This is a genomic window from Pseudomonas sp. SCPG-7 (assembly GCF_002156405.1).
Classification (GTDB): Bacteria; Pseudomonadota; Gammaproteobacteria; order Pseudomonadales; family Pseudomonadaceae; genus Aquipseudomonas; species Aquipseudomonas parakoreensis.
The window spans coordinates 148,500-169,865 of sequence record NZ_MVOO01000012.1 but is presented as its reverse complement, the minus strand read 5'-3'; the positions used below and the strand labels follow the sequence as shown (position 1 = coordinate 169,865).

Annotated in this window: 17 protein-coding genes, 6 tRNA genes and 1 pseudogene; 13 read left to right on the top strand and 11 right to left on the bottom strand. The window is 60.2% G+C overall.

Features of this window, described 5'->3' with window-relative positions:
• Positions 1-190 precede the first annotated feature (190 nt).
• The 3 genes from xopAW to B1722_RS21490 form a co-directional block, all read right to left on the bottom strand.
• The gene (gene xopAW, locus B1722_RS21500; protein ID WP_041073739.1) at positions 191-1,036 is read right to left on the bottom strand and encodes an EF-hand domain-containing protein; all 846 of its coding nucleotides are present in this window, start codon (positions 1,034-1,036) and stop codon (positions 191-193) included.
• A gap of 145 nt (positions 1,037-1,181) precedes the next feature.
• On the bottom strand, positions 1,182-2,231 hold the full coding sequence (locus B1722_RS21495; RefSeq protein WP_086794198.1) for a HAMP domain-containing sensor histidine kinase: 1,050 nt from the start codon (positions 2,229-2,231) through the stop codon (positions 1,182-1,184).
• Complete coding sequence (locus B1722_RS21490) at positions 2,231-2,992, bottom strand: response regulator (protein WP_371851393.1); 762 nt, start codon at positions 2,990-2,992, stop codon at positions 2,231-2,233. The genes B1722_RS21495 and B1722_RS21490 overlap by 1 nt, the downstream gene beginning before the upstream one ends.
• A 283-nt stretch (positions 2,993-3,275) precedes the next feature.
• Between B1722_RS21490 and pyrF the strand changes: the two genes are divergently transcribed.
• Positions 3,276-3,974 (top strand): orotidine-5'-phosphate decarboxylase, encoded by a 699-nt coding sequence (gene pyrF / locus B1722_RS21485; RefSeq protein WP_041073746.1) that lies wholly within the window; start codon positions 3,276-3,278, stop codon positions 3,972-3,974.
• A gap of 130 nt (positions 3,975-4,104) precedes the next feature.
• On the opposite strand, the gene B1722_RS21480 is transcribed toward pyrF, so the two are convergent.
• Entirely contained in the window at positions 4,105-5,109 is a 1,005-nt protein-coding gene (locus B1722_RS21480) for an NADP-dependent oxidoreductase (protein WP_086794196.1), read from the bottom strand.
• Between the two features lie 237 nt (positions 5,110-5,346).
• On the opposite strand from B1722_RS21480, the gene B1722_RS21475 reads away from it, so the two are divergent.
• The 4 genes and pseudogenes from B1722_RS21475 to B1722_RS30175 all read left to right on the top strand — a co-directional run bounded on the left by B1722_RS21475 (position 5,347) and on the right by B1722_RS30175 (position 9,730).
• Positions 5,347-6,108 carry an SDR family oxidoreductase gene (locus B1722_RS21475; RefSeq protein ID WP_041073750.1) on the top strand — a complete coding sequence of 254 codons (762 nt, stop codon included), beginning with the start codon at positions 5,347-5,349 and terminating at the stop codon, positions 6,106-6,108.
• 193 nt (positions 6,109-6,301) lie between these two features.
• A complete protein-coding gene (locus B1722_RS21470; RefSeq protein ID WP_086794195.1) occupies positions 6,302-7,654 on the top strand; it encodes a PLP-dependent aminotransferase family protein in 1,353 nt (450 codons plus the stop codon).
• Between the two features lie 108 nt (positions 7,655-7,762).
• Positions 7,763-8,869, top strand: a pseudogene (locus B1722_RS30180) (HAMP domain-containing protein); the annotation flags it as partial.
• The gene (locus B1722_RS30175; RefSeq protein WP_371851394.1) at positions 8,849-9,730 is read left to right on the top strand and encodes a methyl-accepting chemotaxis protein; all 882 of its coding nucleotides are present in this window, start codon (positions 8,849-8,851) and stop codon (positions 9,728-9,730) included. The pseudogene B1722_RS30180 and the gene B1722_RS30175, both read left to right, overlap by 21 nt.
• Positions 9,731-10,374: 644 nt before the next feature.
• Here B1722_RS30175 and B1722_RS21455 read toward each other — a convergent pair.
• Positions 10,375-11,133 carry a hypothetical protein gene (locus B1722_RS21455; RefSeq protein WP_174377049.1) on the bottom strand — a complete coding sequence of 253 codons (759 nt, stop codon included), beginning with the start codon at positions 11,131-11,133 and terminating at the stop codon, positions 10,375-10,377.
• Positions 11,134-11,517: 384 nt separating this feature from the next.
• Here B1722_RS21455 and B1722_RS21450 point away from each other — a divergent pair.
• From B1722_RS21450 to B1722_RS21425, 6 genes are all read left to right on the top strand, one after another.
• Positions 11,518-11,593, top strand: a tRNA-Glu gene (locus B1722_RS21450).
• 2 nt (positions 11,594-11,595) lie between these two features.
• A tRNA-Gly gene (locus tag B1722_RS21445) sits at positions 11,596-11,671 on the top strand.
• Positions 11,672-11,775: 104 nt separating this feature from the next.
• A tRNA-Glu gene (locus B1722_RS21440) sits at positions 11,776-11,848 on the top strand.
• A 6-nt stretch (positions 11,849-11,854) separates the two neighbouring features.
• Positions 11,855-11,930 (top strand) — tRNA-Gly (locus tag B1722_RS21435).
• Positions 11,931-11,985: 55 nt separating this feature from the next.
• A tRNA-Glu gene (locus B1722_RS21430) sits at positions 11,986-12,061 on the top strand.
• A 3-nt stretch (positions 12,062-12,064) separates the two neighbouring features.
• A tRNA-Gly gene (locus B1722_RS21425) sits at positions 12,065-12,140 on the top strand.
• Between the two features lie 131 nt (positions 12,141-12,271).
• Here the strand turns inward: B1722_RS21425 and B1722_RS21420 are convergent.
• From B1722_RS21420 to B1722_RS21405, 4 genes are all read right to left on the bottom strand, one after another.
• Positions 12,272-14,011 (bottom strand): dipeptidase, encoded by a 1,740-nt coding sequence (locus B1722_RS21420; protein WP_041069071.1) that lies wholly within the window; start codon positions 14,009-14,011, stop codon positions 12,272-12,274.
• 199 nt (positions 14,012-14,210) lie between these two features.
• A complete protein-coding gene (locus B1722_RS21415; protein WP_041069074.1) occupies positions 14,211-14,849 on the bottom strand; it encodes a LysE family translocator in 639 nt (212 codons plus the stop codon).
• Position 14,850: 1 nt separating this feature from the next.
• A complete protein-coding gene (locus tag B1722_RS21410; RefSeq protein WP_041069077.1) occupies positions 14,851-15,621 on the bottom strand; it encodes a 2OG-Fe(II) oxygenase in 771 nt (256 codons plus the stop codon).
• 89 nt (positions 15,622-15,710) lie between these two features.
• Positions 15,711-16,337: a serine-tRNA(Ala) deacylase AlaX gene (locus tag B1722_RS21405; protein ID WP_041069080.1), complete on the bottom strand. Its 627-nt coding sequence runs from the start codon at positions 16,335-16,337 to the stop codon at positions 15,711-15,713.
• 90 nt (positions 16,338-16,427) lie between these two features.
• Here B1722_RS21405 and B1722_RS21400 point away from each other — a divergent pair, with 90 nt between their 5' ends.
• Complete coding sequence (locus tag B1722_RS21400) at positions 16,428-17,426, top strand: LysR family transcriptional regulator (RefSeq protein WP_041069083.1); 999 nt, start codon at positions 16,428-16,430, stop codon at positions 17,424-17,426.
• A 64-nt stretch (positions 17,427-17,490) separates the two neighbouring features.
• Here the strand turns inward: B1722_RS21400 and B1722_RS21395 are convergent, their stop codons facing one another.
• The gene (locus tag B1722_RS21395; RefSeq protein ID WP_041069086.1) at positions 17,491-17,898 is read right to left on the bottom strand and encodes a PA2817 family protein; all 408 of its coding nucleotides are present in this window, start codon (positions 17,896-17,898) and stop codon (positions 17,491-17,493) included.
• Positions 17,899-17,987: 89 nt separating this feature from the next.
• Positions 17,988-20,435 (bottom strand): acyl-CoA dehydrogenase, encoded by a 2,448-nt coding sequence (locus B1722_RS21390; protein ID WP_047295702.1) that lies wholly within the window; start codon positions 20,433-20,435, stop codon positions 17,988-17,990.
• Positions 20,436-20,682: 247 nt separating this feature from the next.
• Here B1722_RS21390 and B1722_RS21385 point away from each other — a divergent pair, with 247 nt between their 5' ends.
• Positions 20,683-21,342, top strand: coding sequence for a transglutaminase family protein (locus B1722_RS21385; protein WP_041069092.1), 660 nt, complete (start codon positions 20,683-20,685; stop codon positions 21,340-21,342).
• The last annotated feature ends 24 nt before the right edge of the window (positions 21,343-21,366 follow it).

The window sequence follows — 21,366 nt, the reverse complement described above, 5'->3', positions numbered from 1 at the left end:
ACTGTGGGAGCGAGCTTGCTCGCGAAGGCGGACTGACAGCCGACCAATCTCTAACTGATCACACCCATTCCCACTGTAGGAGCCAGCCTGCTGGCGATGAGGCCCTCTCAGGCAACACTCTCTTCTCGCTGTACTCAAATGACCGTTCCCACACCACTGCATGGAAACGATCACTCATCACTACATCAACTCAAGTCGCCACATTCAGGTACTTGCCCACCGGCGCAGCATTGTCCAGCGAGTACTGTTTGCTCAAGTTGGCAATCATCCGGTTCAGCGCTTCGCTGGTGGTCTGGTTGCTGGCGGTCCTTTCTTCAGGCGGGCGTTCCCGACCTGCCTGTAGCGCCGCTTTCAGTTCGTCGCTGCTCACGTCGCCGCTGCTGTCGCTGTCCAGCGCTTTGAGCAGTGCAGCGCTGGTGTCGGTGCTGTTCGTTGAGGTGTTGTCGCGGGTCTGTAGCGCGCTGCTCAGTTCGGTGGCGCTGATGCTGCCGTCACCATCGGCATCCAGTTGGCTGAACAGTTCATCACTGGAAGTTTGCTGCGGTGGCGGTGGTGGCGGGGTGAGGCTGGCGGTGAGTTCGTCCTGGCTGACGGTGCCGTCCTTGTTCTTGTCCAGCGCGGAGAAGATCTGGTTGCTGTCGGCGCTGCTGCCGGCGCTGGTGAGGCCGTTGCTCAGTTCGTCGCTGCTGATGGCGCCGTCGCCATCGGTGTCGAGGGCGCTGATCAGGGCGTCGGCGAGGTCGGTGTTCGGGGCCTGGTCGTTGGGCGCCGGAGGGGGCGCCATGGCGGTCATTTCTTCGGCGCTGAGGCTGCCGCTGGCGTCGCTGTCCAGGTCGCCGAATTGCTTGCTCAGGTTGACCAGCAAACCGTCGTCGGATTTCTGCGACAGGGCGCTTTTCAGTTCGTCCTGGTCCACCGCGCCGTCGCCGTTGCTGTCGAGTTTGGCGAACAGTTGCTTTTGCAGTTGCTGGCTGCGGGCGTTCTGGGTGCTGCTGGTGCTGGTATAGCTCGTGTAGTTGCTGACGCTACCGATCATGGGCTCACTCCTTGGACTGTAAAGCCGGTCGGTGTACCGGCTGGTACAGACTCAAGGAGCTAGTTGTCCTGGGTATTTGGATTTTGTACCGGGTGGTACACAGTCGCGGAAACACCAGAAACCCACAGGGGGACAGGTGCTCTTCTCAGGCGCGCGGCAGGCGGATGATTGCGGTCAGGCCGCCGCCGGGAGTTTCTTCCAGGTTTAATTGCCCGCCCAAACGCTGCGCCGCTTCACGGGCAATGGTCATGCCCAGGCCGACGCCCCCGGAGTTGCGGTTGCGGGAGCCTTCCAGGCGATAGAACGGTTCGAACACCGCCTCGCGTTGGTCTGCGGCTATGCCCGGGCCGTGGTCGATCACGCGGATCAGCAGTTGTTCGCGTTGATCCTGCAGTTCGATGCGCGCCTGCCCGGCGTAGCGCAGGGCATTGTCCATCAGGTTATTGATGCACGAGCGCAGCGCCATCGGTTGCACCTGCAGCGGCGCGCAATGGCCGCTGACTTCAACGTCCGCGCCTTGGTCCTGGGCGTTTTCACACAATGATTCGACCAGCGCCTGCACATCCATCAACTGCAGGGCTTCGCTGGTGCGCTGTTCGTGCAGGTAGGTGAGGGTGGCGTCGAGCATGCCGATCATGTCGTTGAGGTCCTGGCGCATCTGACCTTGCAGTTTTTCGTCGTCGATCTGTTCCAGTCGCAGTTTCAGTCGCGACAGCGGGGTGCGCAGGTCGTGGGAGACGGCGCCGAGCATGCGTGCTCGTTGTTGCACCTGTTCGCGGATGCGTTGTTGCATCAGATTGAAGGTGTGCGCCGCTTGCCGTGCCTCACGCGGGCCGGACTCGTCCAGCGGTGGGCTGTCGAGGTTTTCGCTCAGACGCTCGGCGGCGTCGCTCAGGCGCTGGATCGGTCGGCTGAGCAGTTTGGCGCCGTACCACGCAGCAATCATCAGCGAGATGAACTGGAACGTCAGCGGCACCAGCGGCCCGCCGAACCACGGACGTGGCGGGCGATGGGCGAAACGCGGATCCGGCGGCGGATGTTGGCCGTCGACCCCCTCGGCAAATTCCGGCGGGGGCGGCGGTGGGGGCGGGCCGTAGTGGTGAAACCAGGCGAAAGCCAGCAGATGCGCGAGGACGATCGCCACGAACAGCATGCCAAACAGGCGGCCGAACAACGTGTCGAAGCGCCCTCGCATCAGCCGATGTCCCGCGCGTCGAACAGGTAACCTTCGCCGCGCACAGTCTTGATCAACTGCGGGGCTTTCGGGTCGTCGCCGAGTTTTTGTCGCAGGCGCGACACCAGCAAGTCGATGCTGCGGTCGAACGCTTCGATCGAACGGCCACGGGCGGCATCCAGCAGTTGTTCGCGGCTGAGTACCCGGCGCGGGCGTTCGATGAAGACCCAGAGCAGGCGGAATTCGGCATTGGACAGCGGCACCACCAGACCATCGTCGGCAATCAGCTGACGCAGCACGCTGTTCAGGCGCCAGTTGTCGAAGCGGATGTTGGCCCGCTGTTCGGTGCGGTCATCGCGCACCCGGCGCAGGATGGTCTGGATCCGCGCCACCAGTTCCCGTGGCTCGAACGGTTTGGCCATGTAGTCGTCGGCGCCCAGTTCCAGACCGATGATGCGGTCGGTGGGTTCGCAGCGGGCGGTGAGCATGAGGATCGGGATGTCCGATTCGGCACGCAGCCAGCGGCACAGCGACAGGCCGTCTTCGCCGGGCAGCATCAGGTCGAGCACCACCACGTCGAAATGTTCGGCCTGCATCGACTGGCGCATGGCTGCGCCGTCGGTGACGCCGCTGGCGTGGATGTTGAAACGCGCGAGGTAGTCGATCATCAGCTCGCGGATCGGCACATCGTCATCGACGATCAGCGCGCGGATGCTCCAGCGCTTGTCGTCTTTCTGCTCATCAGTCACGGTCGTTTGGGTGTTGTGCATGGGGCTGTTCATCTGCCAGTAGGCCGCCAACCACAAAGATGGGCTGCGAGGTGGTGGTTTCAGCATAGGCGTCCTGCCGTGAGGCGGGAAGTGCTGATGTAAGGACGTGTTGCGGCTGGCGAGGCTAGCGCGGGCACATGTTGGCGGCGTGTCGGTTGTGTATCGGGTTCGACACAATAGCATCGAGCGCTATGCTGATCACGGTTGCGGCGACGATTTACCGATCATCGGGTGCCGCGCCGTCGCCGCTTCCGCTACAATGCGCGCCGATTTCGACTTGCCTGAGAGCCCATCCATGTCCGCCTGCCAGACTCCTATCATCGTCGCCCTGGATTTCCCCACCCGTGACGCCGCACTGAAGCTGGCTGACCAGTTGGACCCGAAACTGTGCCGGGTCAAAGTGGGCAAGGAACTGTTCACCAGTTGTGCCTCGGAAATCGTCGGCACCCTGCGTGACAAAGGCTTCGAGGTGTTCCTCGACCTGAAATTCCACGATATTCCCAACACCACCGCGATGGCCGTGAAAGCCGCTGCCGAGATGGGCGTGTGGATGGTCAACGTGCATTGCTCCGGTGGCCTGCGCATGATGGCGGCCTGCCGTGAAGAGCTCTCCAAGCGCAGCGGCCCGCAACCGCTGCTGATCGGCGTGACCGTGCTGACCAGCATGGAGCGCGAGGATCTGGCCGGCATCGGTCTGGACATCGAGCCGCAGGAGCAGGTGCTGCGTCTGGCCGCGCTGGCCGAGAAGGCCGGAATGGACGGTCTGGTGTGCTCGGCGCTGGAAGCCACCGCACTGAAGTCGGCGCATCCTTCGCTGCAACTGGTGACCCCGGGGATTCGCCCGGCGGGCAGTGCGCAGGACGATCAGCGCCGTATCCTGACCCCACGTCAGGCACTGGATGCCGGTTCCGATTACCTGGTGATCGGCCGTCCGATCAGCCAGGCGGCGGATCCAGCCAAGGCCCTGGCGTCGGTCGTGGCCGAACTGGCCTGATCAGTTTCCGCAGGTATTAGGATTACCTGTAGGAGCTGCCGAAGGCTGCGATCTGTTGATTTTGCTTTTTAAAGGCAAGATCAAAAGATCGCAGCCTTCGGCAGCTCCTACAGAGGCTGCGATCTTTTGTTTAGATTTTCAGCACCAACTTGCCGAAGTTCTCCCCGCTGAACAATTTCATCAGTGTCTCTGGAAAGGTCTGCAGACCTTCGACGATGTCTTCCTTGCTTTTGAGTTGTCCCTTGGCCATCCAGCCGGCCATTTCCTGCGCGGCACTGGCGTATTGCGCGGCGTAGTCCATCACCACAAAGCCCTCCATGCGTGCGCGGTTGACCAGCAATGACAGGTAGTTGGCCGGGCCTTTGACCGCTTCCTTGTTGTTGTACTGGCTGATGGCGCCGCAAATCACCACCCGGGCTTTTGGCGCCAGACGACTGAGCACGGCGTCGAGGATCTCGCCGCCGACGTTATCAAAATACACATTCACGCCTTTCGGGCACTCGCGCTTGAGCCCGGCCAGCACGTCTTCGTGCTTGTAATCGATGGCGCCGTCGAAGCCCAGTTCATCGATCAGGTACTTGCACTTGTCGGCCCCGCCGGCGATGCCCACCACCCGGCAACCCTTGATCTTGGCGATCTGCCCGGCAATGCTGCCTACCGCGCCCGCAGCCCCGGACAGCACCACGGTGTCACCAGCTTTTGGTGCGCCGACGTCGAGCAACGCGAAGTAAGCGGTCATGCCGGTCATGCCCAGTGCAGACAAATACACCGGCAGCGGCGCCAGTTTCGGATCGACCTTGTAGAAACCTCTGGGCTCGCCAAGGAAGTAATCCTGCACACCGACGGCGCCGTTGACGTAGTCGCCGACGGCAAAGCCCGGGTTGTTCGAAGCGATGACTTTGCCGACGCCCAGAGCGCGCATCACTTCACCGATTTCCACCGGCGGGATGTAGGACTTGCCCTCGTTCATCCAGCCACGCATGGCCGGGTCGAGGGACAGATATTCGTTCTTGACCAGAATCTGCCCTGCCGCAGGTTCGCCGACCGGGACTTCCTGATAAGTGAAGGTCTCGCGGGTGGCAGCACCCACTGGGCGTTTGGCGAGCAGGAATTGGCGATTGGTCTGGCTGGTCATGGCAGGCACTCGAACTGAATGAAGCCTTGTTGATAGACCCTCAAGGCCAATGCTGCAAGGTGAGCTGATGCGGCGAATGCACAATGATCCAGTGCAGTGATAGTCGCCCGGCGGGTTTTATCACTGCGACGCATGAAGGCATAAACAGCCTTCTGATAGTGCTGATGCGGGGCGGGCCGTGATGGCTATGCTGCGAGTCTGCAAACCCTCCTGCATCTCTCCTCCGAGGACATAACAATGAGCATGACGTTTTCCGGTCAGGTTGCCGTAGTCACTGGCGCGGCCAATGGCATTGGCCGCGCGACCGCCCAGGCGTTCGCCGCCGAAGGCCTGAAAGTGGTGGTGGCCGATCTGGACGCGGCAGGGGGCGAGGGTACGGTGGCGCTGATTCGTACAGCCGGTGGTGAAGCAACCTTCGTGCGCTGCAACGTTACCGTTGAAAGCGAAGTGAAGAATCTGATGGACGAGGTGATCAATACTTACGGACGTCTCGACTATGCCTTCAACAATGCCGGGATCGAAATCGAACAGGGCAAGTTGGCAGACGGCTCGATGGACGAGTTCGACGCGATCATGGGCGTCAACGTCAAGGGCGTCTGGCTGTGCATGAAGTACCAGTTGCCGTTGCTGCTGGCCCAGGGCGGCGGGGCGATCGTCAACACTGCTTCGGTGGCAGGGCTTGGCGCGGCACCGAAGATGAGCATCTATGCGGCGTCCAAACACGCGGTGATTGGCCTGACCAAATCGGCGGCGATCGAATACGCGAAGAAAAAAATCCGCGTCAACGCTGTGTGCCCGGCGGTGATCGACACTGACATGTTCCGCCGGGCCTACGAGGCCGATCCAAAAAAAGGCGAGTTCGCCAATGCGATGCACCCGGTGGGGCGTATCGGCAAGGTCGAGGAAATCGCCAGTGCCGTGCTGTATCTGTGCAGTGATGGCGCGGCGTTCACCACCGGTCACTCCCTGGCGGTGGATGGCGGCGTCACTGCTTTCTGAAACGGTTCTGTCAGCCATGAAAAAAACCGCCATCGTGCGGGTTTTTTCATGGCTGGCGATCCGTTCCGTTAAACCGCTAAACAATGTGTATCAAACGGTTAGAACGGCTGCTTTTGACGGCGTTGTCGCACAGCCTGAACGACGCGGCTGTGATTTACTGCTGCCAGCAAAACGGACAGGAGTTTGCGTGCTCATGGAATTGAGAATTGACCGACAGGCAATGGTGCCGGTCGTACAGCAGATTGTTGATGGAATGACCGAGTGGATCTCGCGAACGGGTGTGGCGCCGAGCACGCGACTGCCCTCCGTCAGACAGATAGCACGCTCCAATCTGCTCAGCCAGTCGTGTGTGGCCGAGGCCTGCGAGCGGCTGGTGGCGCAAGGTATCCTGGCCCCGCGGCAGGGCGCGGGATTCATGGTCGCCGCGCACAGCCGCGCTTTGCTCGGGCTTGAATACGGGCGGGCCGAGAGCAGTTTGAAACTCGGCGAGGGCGGTTTGCCGCAAAGCTGGCGCGAGTCCGATGACCTCAGCTATGCAATCCGTCAGGTGGCGCGAACCGACATGGCGAGTCTGTTCAATTACAGCACCCCGCTGGGGTTTGCGGCGCTGCGTGCGCAGATCGTCAGGCGTCTCAGGCTGATCGACATCCAGGCCCCGGCGGAACAGGTGCTGACGACCTCCGGTGCCAGCCAGGCGCTCGATCTGCTCGTGCGCACGCTGGTTAAGGCCGGGGACTGCGTTGTTGTCGAAACCCCGGGCTATGCGCCGCTGTTCGAGCTGTTGCGCCTGCGTGGCGCGCAGTTGCTGGAAGTCCGGCGTACGCCAAGCGGGCCTGACCCTCAGGCGCTGGAGGCACTGTTGCGCCAGTGCCGGCCCGTCGCGATGTTCGTCAACAGCCATCACCACAATCCCACCGGCTCCTGCCTGAGTCCGTGTGTGGCACAGCAGATCCTGCGATTGTGCAACGCGCACGATGTGCAACTGATCGAAGACGATGTCTACGCCGATCTGCACAATGGCAACGGTGTACGCCTGGCGGCGCTTGATGAACGGGTGATTTATGTCGGCAGTTTTTCCAAGACGCTGAGCAGCTCGTTGCGCGTCGGGTTTGTGTACGCCGGGCCAGAAATGATCGCGCGTCTGGCCCGGGTCAAGATGATCAGCAGCATGGGAGCCTCGAGTTTCAATGAAGCGGTGCTGGCGAGCCTGCTGGCCAGTGGCGCCTATCGAAAAATGGTCCAGCGCCAGCGTCAACGCCTGAATACCGACCGCGTCGCCGCATTGCAGGCATTGGAGGACGCAGGCTGGGAGGTTTTCGGCAAGCCGTGTGGCGGCCTGTTCATCTGGGCCCGCTCCCCGCTGAGTGATCCGGACCGCTTGCACAGGCATGCGCAGTGCAGTGGTGTCAGTCTCAGTCCTGCGGGGGCTTTCAGTCCGAGCGGCGAGATCAGTGAGTGGCAGCGAATCAATGTGGCCTATGCCTGTGATCCACGGGCCCGGCAGTTTTTTCGCAGTACCGGCGTGAATCGACCTCAAGCGTTCTGAAAACGACGCGTGCGTAGCTTTTTGCCATTATTCCGACGCCAGAGACTTGTGCTGCTCCATGACCGTTGCGAATCTTCGGCAACAGACTTTGGCAGGGGACTACGCGCAATGATTTCGGCCGTGCAAGGACGTTTTGCCAACCTCGGTATGGCAAAGAAACTGGGTCTCGGGTTCGTACTGGTGCTGCTGTTGACTGCGCTGGTGGCTGCCATTGGAGTCTGGTCCCTGCAGACGATCAGCCAGCGCTTCGACGGCTTGAAGCAAATGTCGTCGCTCAACAGTGCCTTGCTCAAAGTGCGGTTGCTGGAGCAGGACTATGCGCTGCACAGCAACCCGAAAACGGTTGATGCCGTGCACGAGGGCGTCGACGGTCTGTTGGCCCAGGCCGCGCAACTCAAGGCGCAGACGCCGGCGAACGGGGCGGTGATGAGCGATGTCGAGCAAGCCTTGGGCGACTATCGCAAGGCGTTTGACGAGTTCGTTTCACTGACCCAGGCCAAGGACCTGGCGCTGGAAATGGCCAGTTGGTCGGTGTCCAGCGTGGCCAATAACCTGGACGTGCTGCAAGCCGGGCTGGCCGATGATGGCGCGTACACGTTAAAGGACAGCGAAGGCAAGGATGGCGCGCAGTTCATCGAACAGGCCAGTCAGGTCAGTCAGGTGTCGCGGTTGATGCTGCAAGCGATGAACGAGGCACGGGTTCGTCTCGATCAGAGCCGCAAAGGCGATGCCGACAGTGCCGGCAAGGGCAGCATTGAGCAGGCGGCCCAGGCCCAGGCTCAGGCCGAGCAGTTGAAGACCACGGTCAAGGATGAGGGCTATTTGACGGTGCTCAACGAAGTGTCCGGGCACATCGCCGGTTTCAACGACAAACTGGCCGAGTACACCGGTCTGCTGGCCCAGGAAAAAACCGTCTATGAACAGTTGCACCAGCGCGCGGCGCAAGTGATGTCGCGTGTTGACCAGGCCTATGTGGCCGAAGACAGCGCGATGCAGGTGGAATTGAAGAAAAACTCGGTGCTGATCCTCGGTTCTTCGGCGTTGGCCTTATTGGTGGGGCTGATTGCCGCGTGGGTCATTACCCGGTTGATCGTCGCGCCGCTGCGCGCAGTGATGCGCGTCGCCCAGCAGATTGCTGCCGGGGATTTGAGCGCCAAAGTGGAGGTTACCCGGCGTGATGAAATCGGCCAGTTGATGCTGGCGATGCAGCAGATGGGGGCCGGGTTGAGCACGATCGTCAGCGGTTTGCAGGCGGGCATCGAGCAGTTGGCCAGTTCCGCGCAATCGCTGTCGGCGGTCACCGAGCAGACCAACCTTGAGGTCAACAGCCAGAAGGAAGAGACCGAGCAAGTGGCCACGGCCATGAACCAGATGACCGCCACCGTGCATGACGTGGCGCGCAATGCCGAGGAAGCCGCGCTGGCCGCACAAACGGCGGATGACAAGGTCGAGAGCGGGCAGCAGGTGGTGCGCCAGAGCATGGTGCGGATCGAGCAACTGGCGGATTCGGCGACATCAGCCAGTTCGAGCATCGAAAGCCTCAGTGCGCAGATCCAGAACATCGGTACGGTGCTGGATGTGATCAAGAGCGTTGCCGAGCAGACCAATCTGCTGGCGCTCAACGCCGCGATCGAGGCGGCGCGGGCCGGGGAACAGGGCAGGGGCTTTGCGGTGGTGGCTGATGAGGTTCGTGCGTTGGCGCGACGTACGCAGCAGTCGACGGAGGAGATCGAGCGGCTGGTCAGCGCGTTGCGTTCGGCAGCGCATGCTTCCGTGCAGCAAATTCAGAGCAGCGGCGAGTTGGTGAAGCTGGCGGTCAGTGATGCCCTGCAGACTGAAAGTGCGCTGGGGAGTATTGCGGCGGCGGTGTCGTTGATTCAGCAGATGAATCAGCAGATTGCGGCGGCGGCCGAGGAGCAGAGTTCGGTGGCCGAGGAGATTAATCGCAGTGTGACGAGTATTCGTGCGAGTGCGGATCAGTCTTCGATGGCGATGCAGGGGAATGCGGTTTCGAGTGTTGAGCTGGCGCGGTTGGGGGGGGAGCTCAAGGGGATGGTGGGGCATTTTCGGCTTTGACTTGGCGGCCTCTGGGCCGACCAGGTTCTTGGGGTTTTGGGTGTATATCCGTTTTTTTGGGTGTTGCGGCTGACGGTTTCGCTCTTACAGCGACTCCCTTTGGCAAACGCCCCAAAGGAAGCAAAGGTCTTTGGCCCCAACGTACGGCCCTCGCCGTGGCTCGGGTTCCTTCGCTCCGGGATTCATCCGGGGGCATCGCCTCCGGTTTGCTTCGCTGCACCTCCTCTCGATGTGTTCGACTGCGTCGAACGGTCGCTGCGCTCCCACCCCCCGGATAAATCCCTCCACTCAGCCTGCCGACGGGGCCGGCACGGCAAGATCAAGAGCTGCAGCCGAGCTTGCGCTCATCCTGTGTAGGAGCTGCCGAAGGCTGCGATCTTTTGATCTTGATCTTGATCTTGATCTTGATCTTGATCTTGATCATGATCTTGATCTTGATCTTGATCTTGATCTTGATCTTGATCTTGATCTTGATCTTGATCTTGATCTTGATCTTGATCTTGATCTTGATCTTGTGGGAGCTGGCTTGCCAGCGATGGCGGCCTGACAGTCGACCAATCTCTAACTGAATGTCCTCAATCGCAGCCAGTCCAACCCCCCCACAAAAAAGCCACCTCTCGGTGGCTTTTCTTAACTCTCGACACTTAGTCGTAGATCACTTTCTTCTTCCAGTCCGCGTCGGCTTCAACTTCCTTGAGGCCTTCGGTCAACTGGTTCACTTCGCCTTCGACCGGTGCAATTTTGTCCATGACCTGGGCGTTGGCGCGGGCCAGCAGTTTTTCCAGGTATTGCAGTTGTTCCGAGTACATCTGCGGGTCTTGCTGTTTGCGCAGGTATTGCACGCCGCGTTCGAAGGCGAGGCGGGCCTGGCCGGGTTGGTTTTGTTGCAGGGATTGTTGGCCGAGGTTGTTGAAGAACTCGATGTGCAGCAGGACCAGGATGTGGCGGACTTCCTTGATCCAGTGTTTGGCTTCGTTCGGTGGCAGGAAGCCGTCGTGGGCGGCGCGGGTGATCTGGCCGTGCAGGGCTTCGAGCAGGAAGCGGACGTCCTTGGCTTTGGCTTCGGTCAGGATCGGTGCCGGCGGGTTGTTGACCGGGATCGATTCGCCTTGAGCCACCAGTGCGCTGAGTTCAGTGATCCGTGCCTTGATCGTGGCGCTGGTTTTTTCCAGGTTCAGCAGACGCTGGCAGACGTTCAGTTCCAGGCGGGTCAGCAGCAGCTTGAGTGCCGGCGTCATGAACTGACCGGGGAAGGTTTCGGTCAGTTCGCCGCAGCGGCGCAGGCGGTCGTTGAGTTCGACTTTGGTGCGGGCCTTCTCCAGTTTGTTGTTTTCCACCACATGGTTCATGTAGCCAATGGCGATCAGAATTGCGATCCCGGCTACGACTAGCAGGGTGATCATGAGTGGTGTCACCGGTAAGACCTCTTTATAGGGTTCGCATGCGAGTGTAGTGGCTGGACATTCAGGCGCCCAGCGCCGCTCGACGAGTTGATTCAGCAGCTTCTGTGTATATCGGCTGCACACTGCTTATATGAATGCTGGCGCAGAGTGCGCAGATTGCCATCATTGTGTTGCGGACTATAACGCCTTGGCGAGTGGCGGAATATAGGCGTCAATCGTCGGGCGACGGAAAAGCCCGAATGCTCTCGTAAAGCAGGTCGAAGTCATTGATTTAAATAAATTTATATTCGGGGGTTGACGACCTCTCAAACCATCCATAGAATGCGCGCCACTTGCAGCGTAAAGCACACAGCGAAACGCGGCAGGGAGTGAATGTTGTAGTGTGTCCCCTTCGTCTAGTGGCCTAGGACACCGCCCTTTCACGGCGGTAACAGGGGTTCGAGTCCCCTAGGGGACGCCAATGCGGGAATAGCTCAGTTGGTAGAGCACGACCTTGCCCAGGTCGGGGTCGCGAGTTCGAGTCTCGTTTCCCGCTCCAATTTTAAACAGCACTGCTTTCGGGCAGGGCTGAGTGAAACCAGAACCTGATCTTCGGAGACGGCTCTGGAAACCGAAACACACACCATGTGTTCCGGGTAGCGTGTCCCCTTCGTCTAGTGGCCTAGGACACCGCCCTTTCACGGCGGTAACAGGGGTTCGAGTCCCCTAGGGGACGGCATTTGCGGGAATAGCTCAGTTGGTAGAGCACGATCTTGCCAAGGTCGGGGTCGCGAGTTCGAGTCTCGTTTCCCGCTCCAAATTCTAAAAGCGCCGCTCAGTGAGCGGCGTTTTTATTAGTGAAAGTTGTAGCCTGTCCCCTTCGTCTAGTGGCCTAGGACACCGCCCTTTCACGGCGGTAACAGGGGTTCGAGTCCCCTAGGGGACGCCATTTGCGGGAATAGCTCAGTTGGTAGAGCACGATCTTGCCAAGGTCGGGGTCGCGAGTTCGAGTCTCGTTTCCCGCTCCAATTTCACAAAAACGCCGATCAGTGATGATCGGCGTTTTTGTTTGTGCAGCATTTTGCACGCAACAAAAAAGGACCTTCGGGTCCTTTTCTGTTTTCACGTCAGGCCCGCTGAATCACGGGCCCGTGTCTTATCAGAGCTTCGGCAGTTGGCCGACACGGCCCATCATCTCAGTGACGATCTGCAGGTCCAGCAGGAACTGGTCAACCGTCTTGAACTCACCGTCAGTATGGCCGGTGTATTTGACTTCAGGACGGGCCAGGCCGAATTGCACGCCGTTCGGCAGGTCATGCACCGAGGTCGCCCCGGCCGAGGTGCCGAACTCGTGCTTCATGCCCAGGTTCTCCGTGGCCACCGCCAACAGTGCTTTGACCCATTCGCCTTCCGGGTTGCGGTACATCGGTTCGTCGATCGAGTAGGTGAAGTCCGCAGCGACGTGGGTTTTCTTGCTCCAGGCGGCGAGTTTGTCAGCGATTTCCTTCTGCAGCACTTCTGGCGATTTACCCTTCGGCACGCGCAAGTTGACAGCCAGTTTGAAGGCCTTGTCGTCCACACCGACGTAGGTCAGCGAAGCAGTCAGCGGGCCCATGAACGCATCGGAGAAGCCGACGCCAAGTTTTTTCCCCAGATAATCCAGGCCCCAGTTGTTGGACGCATAGCGTGCAGCGTCGGTGATCTGGTTGTGCTTGAGCGCCACCTTGCCGTCGAGACCGTTGATGAAGTCGAGCATCCGCGCGACCGGGTTGACGCCGGACTCGGGTTCGGAGGAGTGCGCGGACACACCGGTGACGCTCAGCTTGACGTCTTTGCCGTCAACTTTTGCCGCCACTTTGAAGTCGCCACCGTGTTTTTTCGCGTACTCGTTGCCGGCCTTCTGCAGGCTCGCCGCCAATTGCTCCGGCTTGTCGGTGACGAGGGTGGCGACCGAAACCGACGGAATCTGGTTGGTCGCCAGGCCGCCGGTCATCGAAGTGATTTCGGCGCCACTGCCTTCAGCCTTGCGCAGCGGGAAATTGGCCATGACCGTGCCGTAGCCTTTCTCGGCGATGACCACCGGGTAACCGCCATCCAGTGCCATGTTGTAGTTCGGCGTCGGGTTGTGTTCGAAGTAGTAGGGGATCGCGTCACCCGTGGTTTCTTCAGTGGTGTCCACCAGCAGTTTGAAGTTGCGTGCCAGTGGCAGCTTTTCTTCCTTGATCACTTTCATGGCGTACATGGCGACGACGATGCCGTTCTTGTCGTCCTCGGTGCCACGGCCATACATGCGGTCGCCGATCAACGTCACTTTGAATGGATCGAGTTTGGTTCCGTCCTTCAGCACCCAGTTTTCCGGGGTGACCGGTACCACGTCGGCATGCGCGTGAATGCCCACGACGTCATCGCCGCTGCCATCGAGGGAAATTTCATAGACGCGGTTGTCGACGTTGCGGAATTTCAGGTTGAACGATTCGGCGAGGTTTTTGATCTTTTCGGCGATCTTGATGAACTCGGGATTGTCGTGCTGGGCCACGCCTTCTTTGCGGAAGGTCGGGATTTCCACCAGCTCGCGCAGGGTCTCGAGGGCGGCCTTGCCGTACTTGGCGCGGGTGTACAGGCCCAGTAGACGGTGGATCTCGTTCTGTTGCTCGGCGGTCAGGGTCTTGTTGTCGAGAAAACCATTGATCGCCGGGGCGAGGTTGTCGGTCTTGCCCGGATTGCTGCTCGCTACCGCACCGAGAAACTGACGAAAATCGCTGACCGTCGTATCGCTGAAGGCCTTGAGGATCGCAGCACTTTGCTCGGTGCTGATGTTGGCCTGGGCCGGCAGGGTGAACGACGAAAGACTGGCCAGAATCAGGCTGGCGGCAGCCAGACGCTTGAGGGAAAAATTCATTGCAGTGGGCATTCCTTTGCAGGCATTTGAAGGGAAGTGTTTGAAAGTTGAAACAAATCTTTTCCAAACTAACACCGCGAAGGTGTTGAAGGGGAGCCCCTGAAGTGGGATCCGTCGCACAGAAATGCAAAAGCGGCGCACAAACGAAAAAGGCCCGAGCAGTGTGCAACTGATCGGGCCTTGTCTTTGGGCGCAGCGTTTACATCGACAGCACCAGCCTGCCGGCGAACAGAATCAGGATCACGCCCATGCTGCGTTCGAACCAATGGCCCATGCGCATGAACAGGGTCCGCACCCGGCTGCTGGAAAAAAACAGTGCGACGATCACGAACCACAGCGCGTTGACGAAGCACATCCACACCCCGTACAGCGCCTGGATATTCAGCGGGGTAGTGGCGCTGATGATCGTGGTGAAGATCGCCAGGAAAAACAGCGTGGCCTTGGGGTTGGTGGCATTGGTCAGAAAACCGGTGCTGAACGCCTTGAACAGTGACTGCGCGACCAGCGGCTCGTCGGTATTGTTTTCACCCTCGAGCGTGGACTTCGGTTTACTGCGAATCAGGCTGATGCCGAGGTAAAAGATGTACGCGCCACCGATCACCTTGGCCACGGTCAGCAACCACGGCGTGGTGTGCATGAGCGCGCCAACGCCGAGCAAGGTGTAGAGAACGTGCACCGAAATACCGGCGCCGATGCCCAGTGCGGTGCAGATGCCCACCAGTCGGCCGAAGCGTACGCTCTGGCGGATGGTCACGGCGAAGTCCGGGCCGGGAGCGACCACGGCCAGAAAGTGAATGGTGGCCAGTGCCAGAAACTCGCCCAGGTAGTTCGATAACATCTCAGCTCCAGAAGGTCAGGGGAGAAGCATTGCCGCGATAGCCGACAAAGAATGAAAGGCTCAGTCGCGGATCCGCTACGCCCGGCGTCACCGAGTGCATGCAGCGCGAATTGAACATGATGAAATCGCCCGGCTCCGGCCGCACTTCCAGAGTCGGTGGGCCGAGCAGCGCCGGGTCGATGCCGTAGCTGTCGCCGCGCATCTGGTCGAACTGATCCGGGGTGATGTCGTCGTCCCACATCTGCAGTGCGCCGCCCTCGGTCGGCATGTTCAGGTACACGTTGCAGGCGAACTGCGCCTCCAGGCTGCGGGCCTGAAAGCTGTCCGGGGCGTCCTTGGCGAAAATATCGTGATGAGCGAGGAAACACACACCGGGTTTGACCACCCGCGACAGGCCGACATACATCTTGCGGCCATAGAGGTTTTCCAGATGAGCGCCGGCCGGCCAGGACTCGTCGAGCATGCAGCGCAGGGTATCGACCGGCGAGGAGTAGGGGGCGCAACGTTCGCGCAGTTCCGCGATGTTGCGGGTGGCGCGTTCGAAGTAGTCCTCGATCAGCAGCGGCTGGTTTTCCGCCTCGTAAAACGCCATGCCGATGCGGCCGATGCTCGGCGCGTTGATGTAGCCCTCAAAGCCCGGAGCCAGAATCTTGTCGCCAAGCTGAACCGCCAGCGGCTCCGGCAGAAAGCCTTTGACGCGGATGGCGAGGACTTCTTCGTTGGCCAGTTTTTTTATGCACGTCTCATCGAGACGCTCGACGTCTAGCATCATTGTTTTAGGTCCATCTATCGATAGTCAACGGAACCGGCGAGTGCGGTTCCCCCGGCGCCGGACGCTGCGCGTGGCAGCGCCCGAGATGCTTAATCCACGCTGTAGTGGACGGATAACGTACCTTTCTTCTGCGAAAGGGAAGCGATCGTGACTGTGCCCAAATCCTTCAGGCTGCGTACATGGGTGCCACCACAACCGTAGGCCGGCAGCTCGCCAAAACCGATTTCCCGCGCGCCTTCGCGCAGCGAGGTCAGGCGGGGCAGGTCGTGTTCGATCCACTCACGAATACCGTATTGAACGGTTGGTGCGTCGACTTCCTGAGCAGCATCGCCCGGTTTGAACTGCACCCGACCTTCGTCTGGCCAGTGGTGCGCCTTGACTGGCGTCCAGCCCATCGCTTGCACGAAATGCCCGATCAGGTGCCCGGCTGAATGCATGCGGGTGTTGTAGCGGCGACGTTGTTCATCGACGTGGATGCAGGTCATGCCGAGTTTCACCGGACGGTCGACGTAATGCACGATCCGATCCGGCTCCTGGACCACGCGCAGCACCTGGCTTTCGCCGATCATGCCGGTATCGCAAGGCTGCCCACCGCCTTGCGGATGAAACAGCGTGGCGCGCAACACCACGGCAAATTCGTTCTCGTGGGGCGTGCAGTCGAGGACTTCCACATTAGCCTTGAGGTCATCACTATGGAAAAAGAGGCGAAGCGTCATATTCCATGCCCTTATTAAAGTGTCTTTTTTTATTATATGAATCGTGCAATAACGTGATAATCCGTTCAAACATCAAAGGACTTGTGCGCTGTGAGCATCAATCTTCCGCTGCCACTGCTCGGTGAAATGGCGATCTTCGTCAAGGTCGTGGAGACCGGCAGTTTCTCCGAAGCCGCCCGCCAGCTGGGTTCCTCGCCGTCGGCGATCAGTCGCAGCATTTCCCGACTGGAAAAGGCTCTGGCCACGCGTTTGCTGCAGCGCACAACGCGCAAATTGCGCCTGAGTGACGGTGGTGAAGAAGTGTTCAAGCGCTGTCAGGAGATGGTCAGCGCCGCCAAGTCGGTGATGGAGATCAGTGGGCAGTTCACCCACGAGGCAGAAGGGCTGGTGCGGGTCAGTGTGCCGAAAGCGGTCGGACGCTTCGTGATTCATCCGCACATGCCCGAGTTTCTGCGGCGTTATCCAAAGGTCGATGTCGAGTTGCTGCTGGAAGACCGCCAGGTTGATTTGATTGACGATCATGTCGACCTGGCGATTCGAATTACGGACCGTCCGCCGGCCGGGCTGGTCGGGCGACAGTTGCTGACCATCGACCATTTGCTCTGCGCCACCCCGCAATACCTGGCCGACCACGGCACACCGACGCATCCGCATGATCTGCTCAATCACAGTTGTATCTATCTGGGAGAAACCCCGAGCGATGCCCGCTGGAAATTCAAGAAGGGCAGTAAAGCAGTGACGGTCGGCGTGCGTGGCCGCTATGCCGCCAACCATACCGGCGTGCGGCTCGGAGCCGTGTTGCAGCACATTGGTATCGGCAGCTTGCCGTACTTCACCGCGCGTTATGCGCTGGAGCAGAAACTGATTGTGCAGGTGTTGCCGGAGTGGACATTCCTCGCGTCCTATCACGGTGGGCTGTGGCTGCTGCATTCACCGACGCGTTATCTGCCGCCGAAGCTGCGGGTGTTCATCGACTATCTGGTGGAGTGCCTGGAGAAGGAGCCGACGTTGAGCAAGCCGGGCAAGGCGGGGGCGCCGAATAATCTGGCGATGGCCTACGAGCTGCCCGAAAGCGAAGGATTGTTGTAAACGCCGAACAATAAAAAGGCCCGCATGGATCACCATGCGGGCCTTTTCTTAACCGAGCAGAAAATCAGTGCTTGCTGTCCTGGGCAGACATCGCCAGCAGCTGTTTTTCCTGATTCCAGTCGAACGGTTCGTCGTTCTGTTCGGCTTCGTAGCGACGTTCTTCCAGTGCCTGATACAGGTCGATTTCTTCATCAGACAAGTAGTGCAGGCAGTCACCAGCGAAGAACCACAGCAGATCCCGCGGGATCAGGTGGGCAATTTGCGGATAGCGGGTAATCACTTGGGTCAGGATGTCCTGGCCCAGGTACTGGCTTTCGATCGGATCGATCGGCAGGGATGCCAGCAGTTCGTCAAAGCGCTCCAGGAACAAGGCATGGCTTTCTTCGGGAACCTGATCGGCCTCACCTACGGCGACCAGGATACTGCGCAGGTGGTCGAGCAAAACCAGATGATCGGCAACGACGTTGGACACGAGATAAGTCCTCAAGAGCAAAACGGGCGCGGGAGTATAAAGCTCTCGCGCCCGTTTTTCACAAATAAACAGCTACACGGTCGTCAGCATCAGCGGACTTTGCCTTCTGCCTGTTTCAGTTCTTCCTTGTCGAAATCATCGACATCAATCACCTTGCGCCGAGCCGCTTCAGCATCGCGCAGGGTTTGCGCCTCCGCCGCTTGCAACACCCCGGCCTCCAGCGCGGCGTCGATGGCGTGTTCGCCCGCCGCCGGTTTGACCTGGCCGCTTTTCAGCGCAGTGTGCAGTTTCTTGTGCAGGGGTTGCGCGGCACCCAGCAGATCGCTGGCGTGTTGCAGGGCACCCACGGCATCGTCGGCGGACTGCGGGCGATAGCAACCGGCGAGCAGTTCTTCGAGAGTCGGATCACCTTTGGCGCGACCAATAACAGCTGCCACTTCGGCACCGAGCTTGTCCGATGGGCCTTTGTGGCGACGGCCGAACGGGAACACGATCACCCGCAGCAGGCAGCCAAACACTTTGTTCGGGAAGTTGCTCAGCAGCTCATCCAGTGCCCGTTCCGACTGACCGAGGCTTTCTTCCATCGCCCAACGGAACAGCGGCTCCATATGCGCCGGCGAATCCAGGTCGTGATAACGCTTGAGCGCGGCGGAGGCCAGGTACAGGTTGCTCAATACATCGCCGAGACGCGCCGACAGGCGTTCGCGCCGCTTCAGTTCACCACCCAGCAACATCATGCTGAAGTCGGCGAGCATGGCGAACGCTGCCGCCTGCCGATTGAGTGCGCGGAAATAACCTTGGCTGATCCTGTCCCCTGGCGCATGTTCGAAGTGGCCAAAGCCCAGGTTCAGCACCAAGGTGCTGGCGGCGTTGCCGACGGCAAAACCGATGTGCTTGAGCAGCAGGCCATCGAATTCTTTCAGTGCCTGTTCCTTGTCTTCACGGCCGGCGAGGGCCATTTCCTTGAGGACGAAGGGATGGCAGCGAATGGCGCCCTGACCGAAGATCATCAGGTTGCGCGAAAGGATGTTGGCGCCTTCCACGGTGATGAAGATCGGCGCGCCGTTCCAGCTGCGCCCGAGGTAATTGTTCGGACCCATGATGATCGCCTTGCCGCCGTGCACATCCATGGCGTGGGTGATGCACTCGCGGCCGCGTTCGGTCAGGTGGTACTTGAGAATCGCCGACAGCACCGACGGTTTTTCGCCCAGATCCACTGCGTTGGCAGTCAGCATCCGTGCGGCGTCCATCATCCAGGCGTTGCCGCCGATACGCGCCATGGCTTCCTGAATGCCTTCGAAGGCCGACAGTGGAACGTTGAACTGCTCACGAATCTGCGCGTACTGACCGGTCACCAGACTGGTGAACTTGGCCGCGCCAGTGCCGACGGCTGGCAGCGAAATCGAGCGCCCGACCGACAGGCAGTTCATCAGCATCATCCAGCCCTTGCCGAGCATTTCCTGGCCGCCGATGAGATAGTCCAGCGGGATGAATACGTCTTTGCCCGAGTTCGGGCCGTTCATGAATGCGGCACCCAGTGGTAGGTGGCGACGGCCGATTTCCACACCCGGTGTATCGGTGGGGATCAGCGCCAGACTGATACCGAGATCTTCCTTGTCGCCCAGCAGATGCTCCGGGTCATAAGCCTTGAAGGCCAGACCGAGCAGGGTCGCGACTGGGCCGAGGGTGATGTAGCGCTTTTCCCAGTTCAGGCGCAGACCGATGACTTCCTGGCCGTCCCATTGACCTTTGCAGATGATCCCGGTGTCCGGCATGGCGCCAGCATCGGAACCGGCCAGCGGGCCGGTGAGGGCGAAGCACGGAATATCGTCGCCACGGGCCAGCCGCGGCAGGTAGTGATTGCGCTGCTCGTCGGTGCCGTAATGCAGGAGCAATTCGGCCGGGCCGAGGGAGTTGGGCACCATTACGGTGGAGGCGAGGTCGCCGCTGCGGGTGGCGAGTTTCATCGCCACTTGCGAGTGAGCATAGGCGGAAAATCCCTTGCCACCGAATTCCTTGGGAATGATCAGGGCGAAGAAGCCGTGTTCCTTGATGTGGCTCCAGGCTTCTGGCGGCAGGTCCATCGACTGGCCGATCTGCCAGTCAGTGACCATCGCGCAGAGCTCTTCGGTGGGGCCGTCGATAAAGGCCTGTTCCTCTTCGCTCAGTTGCGCCTTCGGGTAGGACAGCAGCTTGTCCCAGTCTGGACGGCCGCTGAACAGCTCGCCGTCCCACCAGACGGTACCGGCATCGATCGCGTCGCGTTCGGTCTGCGACATCGGCGGCAGGGTTTTCTGGAACCAGTTGAACAGCGGCGCGGTGAAGTGCTTGCGGCGCAGGTCGGGCAGCAGCAACGGCGCGGCAACCACTGCGAGCACGACCCACAGCACCAGCAGCAACCAGCCCGGAGCATGGCTGAAAATACCCATCGCCAGCAGGTAAATGGCGACGATGCCCAACGCGGGCAGCGGGGCGATGCGGCGGTGAGCGAGGTACGCCACACCGACGATCAGAACCAGTATCCACAACAACAGCATATGTAATCCTCCGTGAACCAAGGCCAACCGACCCACCAGAGCTTAGACGGCATCTGTAAAACGGGTGGTCAGAACATGGTGATTGAACTCGTGGGAAACCCCGGATGGTTTTCGTAGGTTCGGTGGGCAACACCCGTGGGAAATCGTTCGCCGTTCCCGCATCTTCGCGTGCATGTTTGGCCGAAACGTCGTTATCTCTGTGCTTGAGCTGTCGCTAGACTCGGGGCTCCCCCAGGAGAACATCGTCATGCGCGAGTATCTGAGTCCCGGCCGCTTCATCGATAGTGACCACCCGGCGGTGGTGGAGTTCGCCGAACAACACCGCGGTGCCAGCCGCGACCCGCTCGAGCAGGCGCTCGGTCTCTATTACGCCGTGCGCGAAGCAGTGCGTTACAACCCGTACACGTTCAGCCTCGACCCGCAGACCCTGTGTGGCAGCCATGCGTTGGCGACCGGAGAAAGTTATTGCGTGCCCAAGGCCACCTTGCTGGCCGGGTGTGCGCGGCATTGCGGCATCCCGGCGCGTATCGGTCTGGCCGACGTCAGGAATCACCTGTCGACCCCGCGGTTGCTGGAACTGCTGCGTAGCGATGTGTTCGCCATGCACGGCTACACCGAGCTGTTCCTTAACGACCGTTGGGTCAAGGCCACGCCGGCCTTCAACCAGCAACTCTGCGAACTGTTCAACGTCGCACCGTTGGAGTTCGACGGCATCCATGACAGCGTTTTCCACCCGTACAACCGAGACGGCGCGTTGCTGATGGAGTATCTGGTCGATCACGGGCAGTTCGCCGACGTGCCGGAACAGTTCTTCTTCGAACATCTGGAAAAGTGCTACCCGCACCTGTTCGGCGAACATCAGGCGAAGGTGCTGGGTGATATGCAGAGTGATTTGAGCCGCACATGATCCGGCGTATGCTGCCTGCCCACG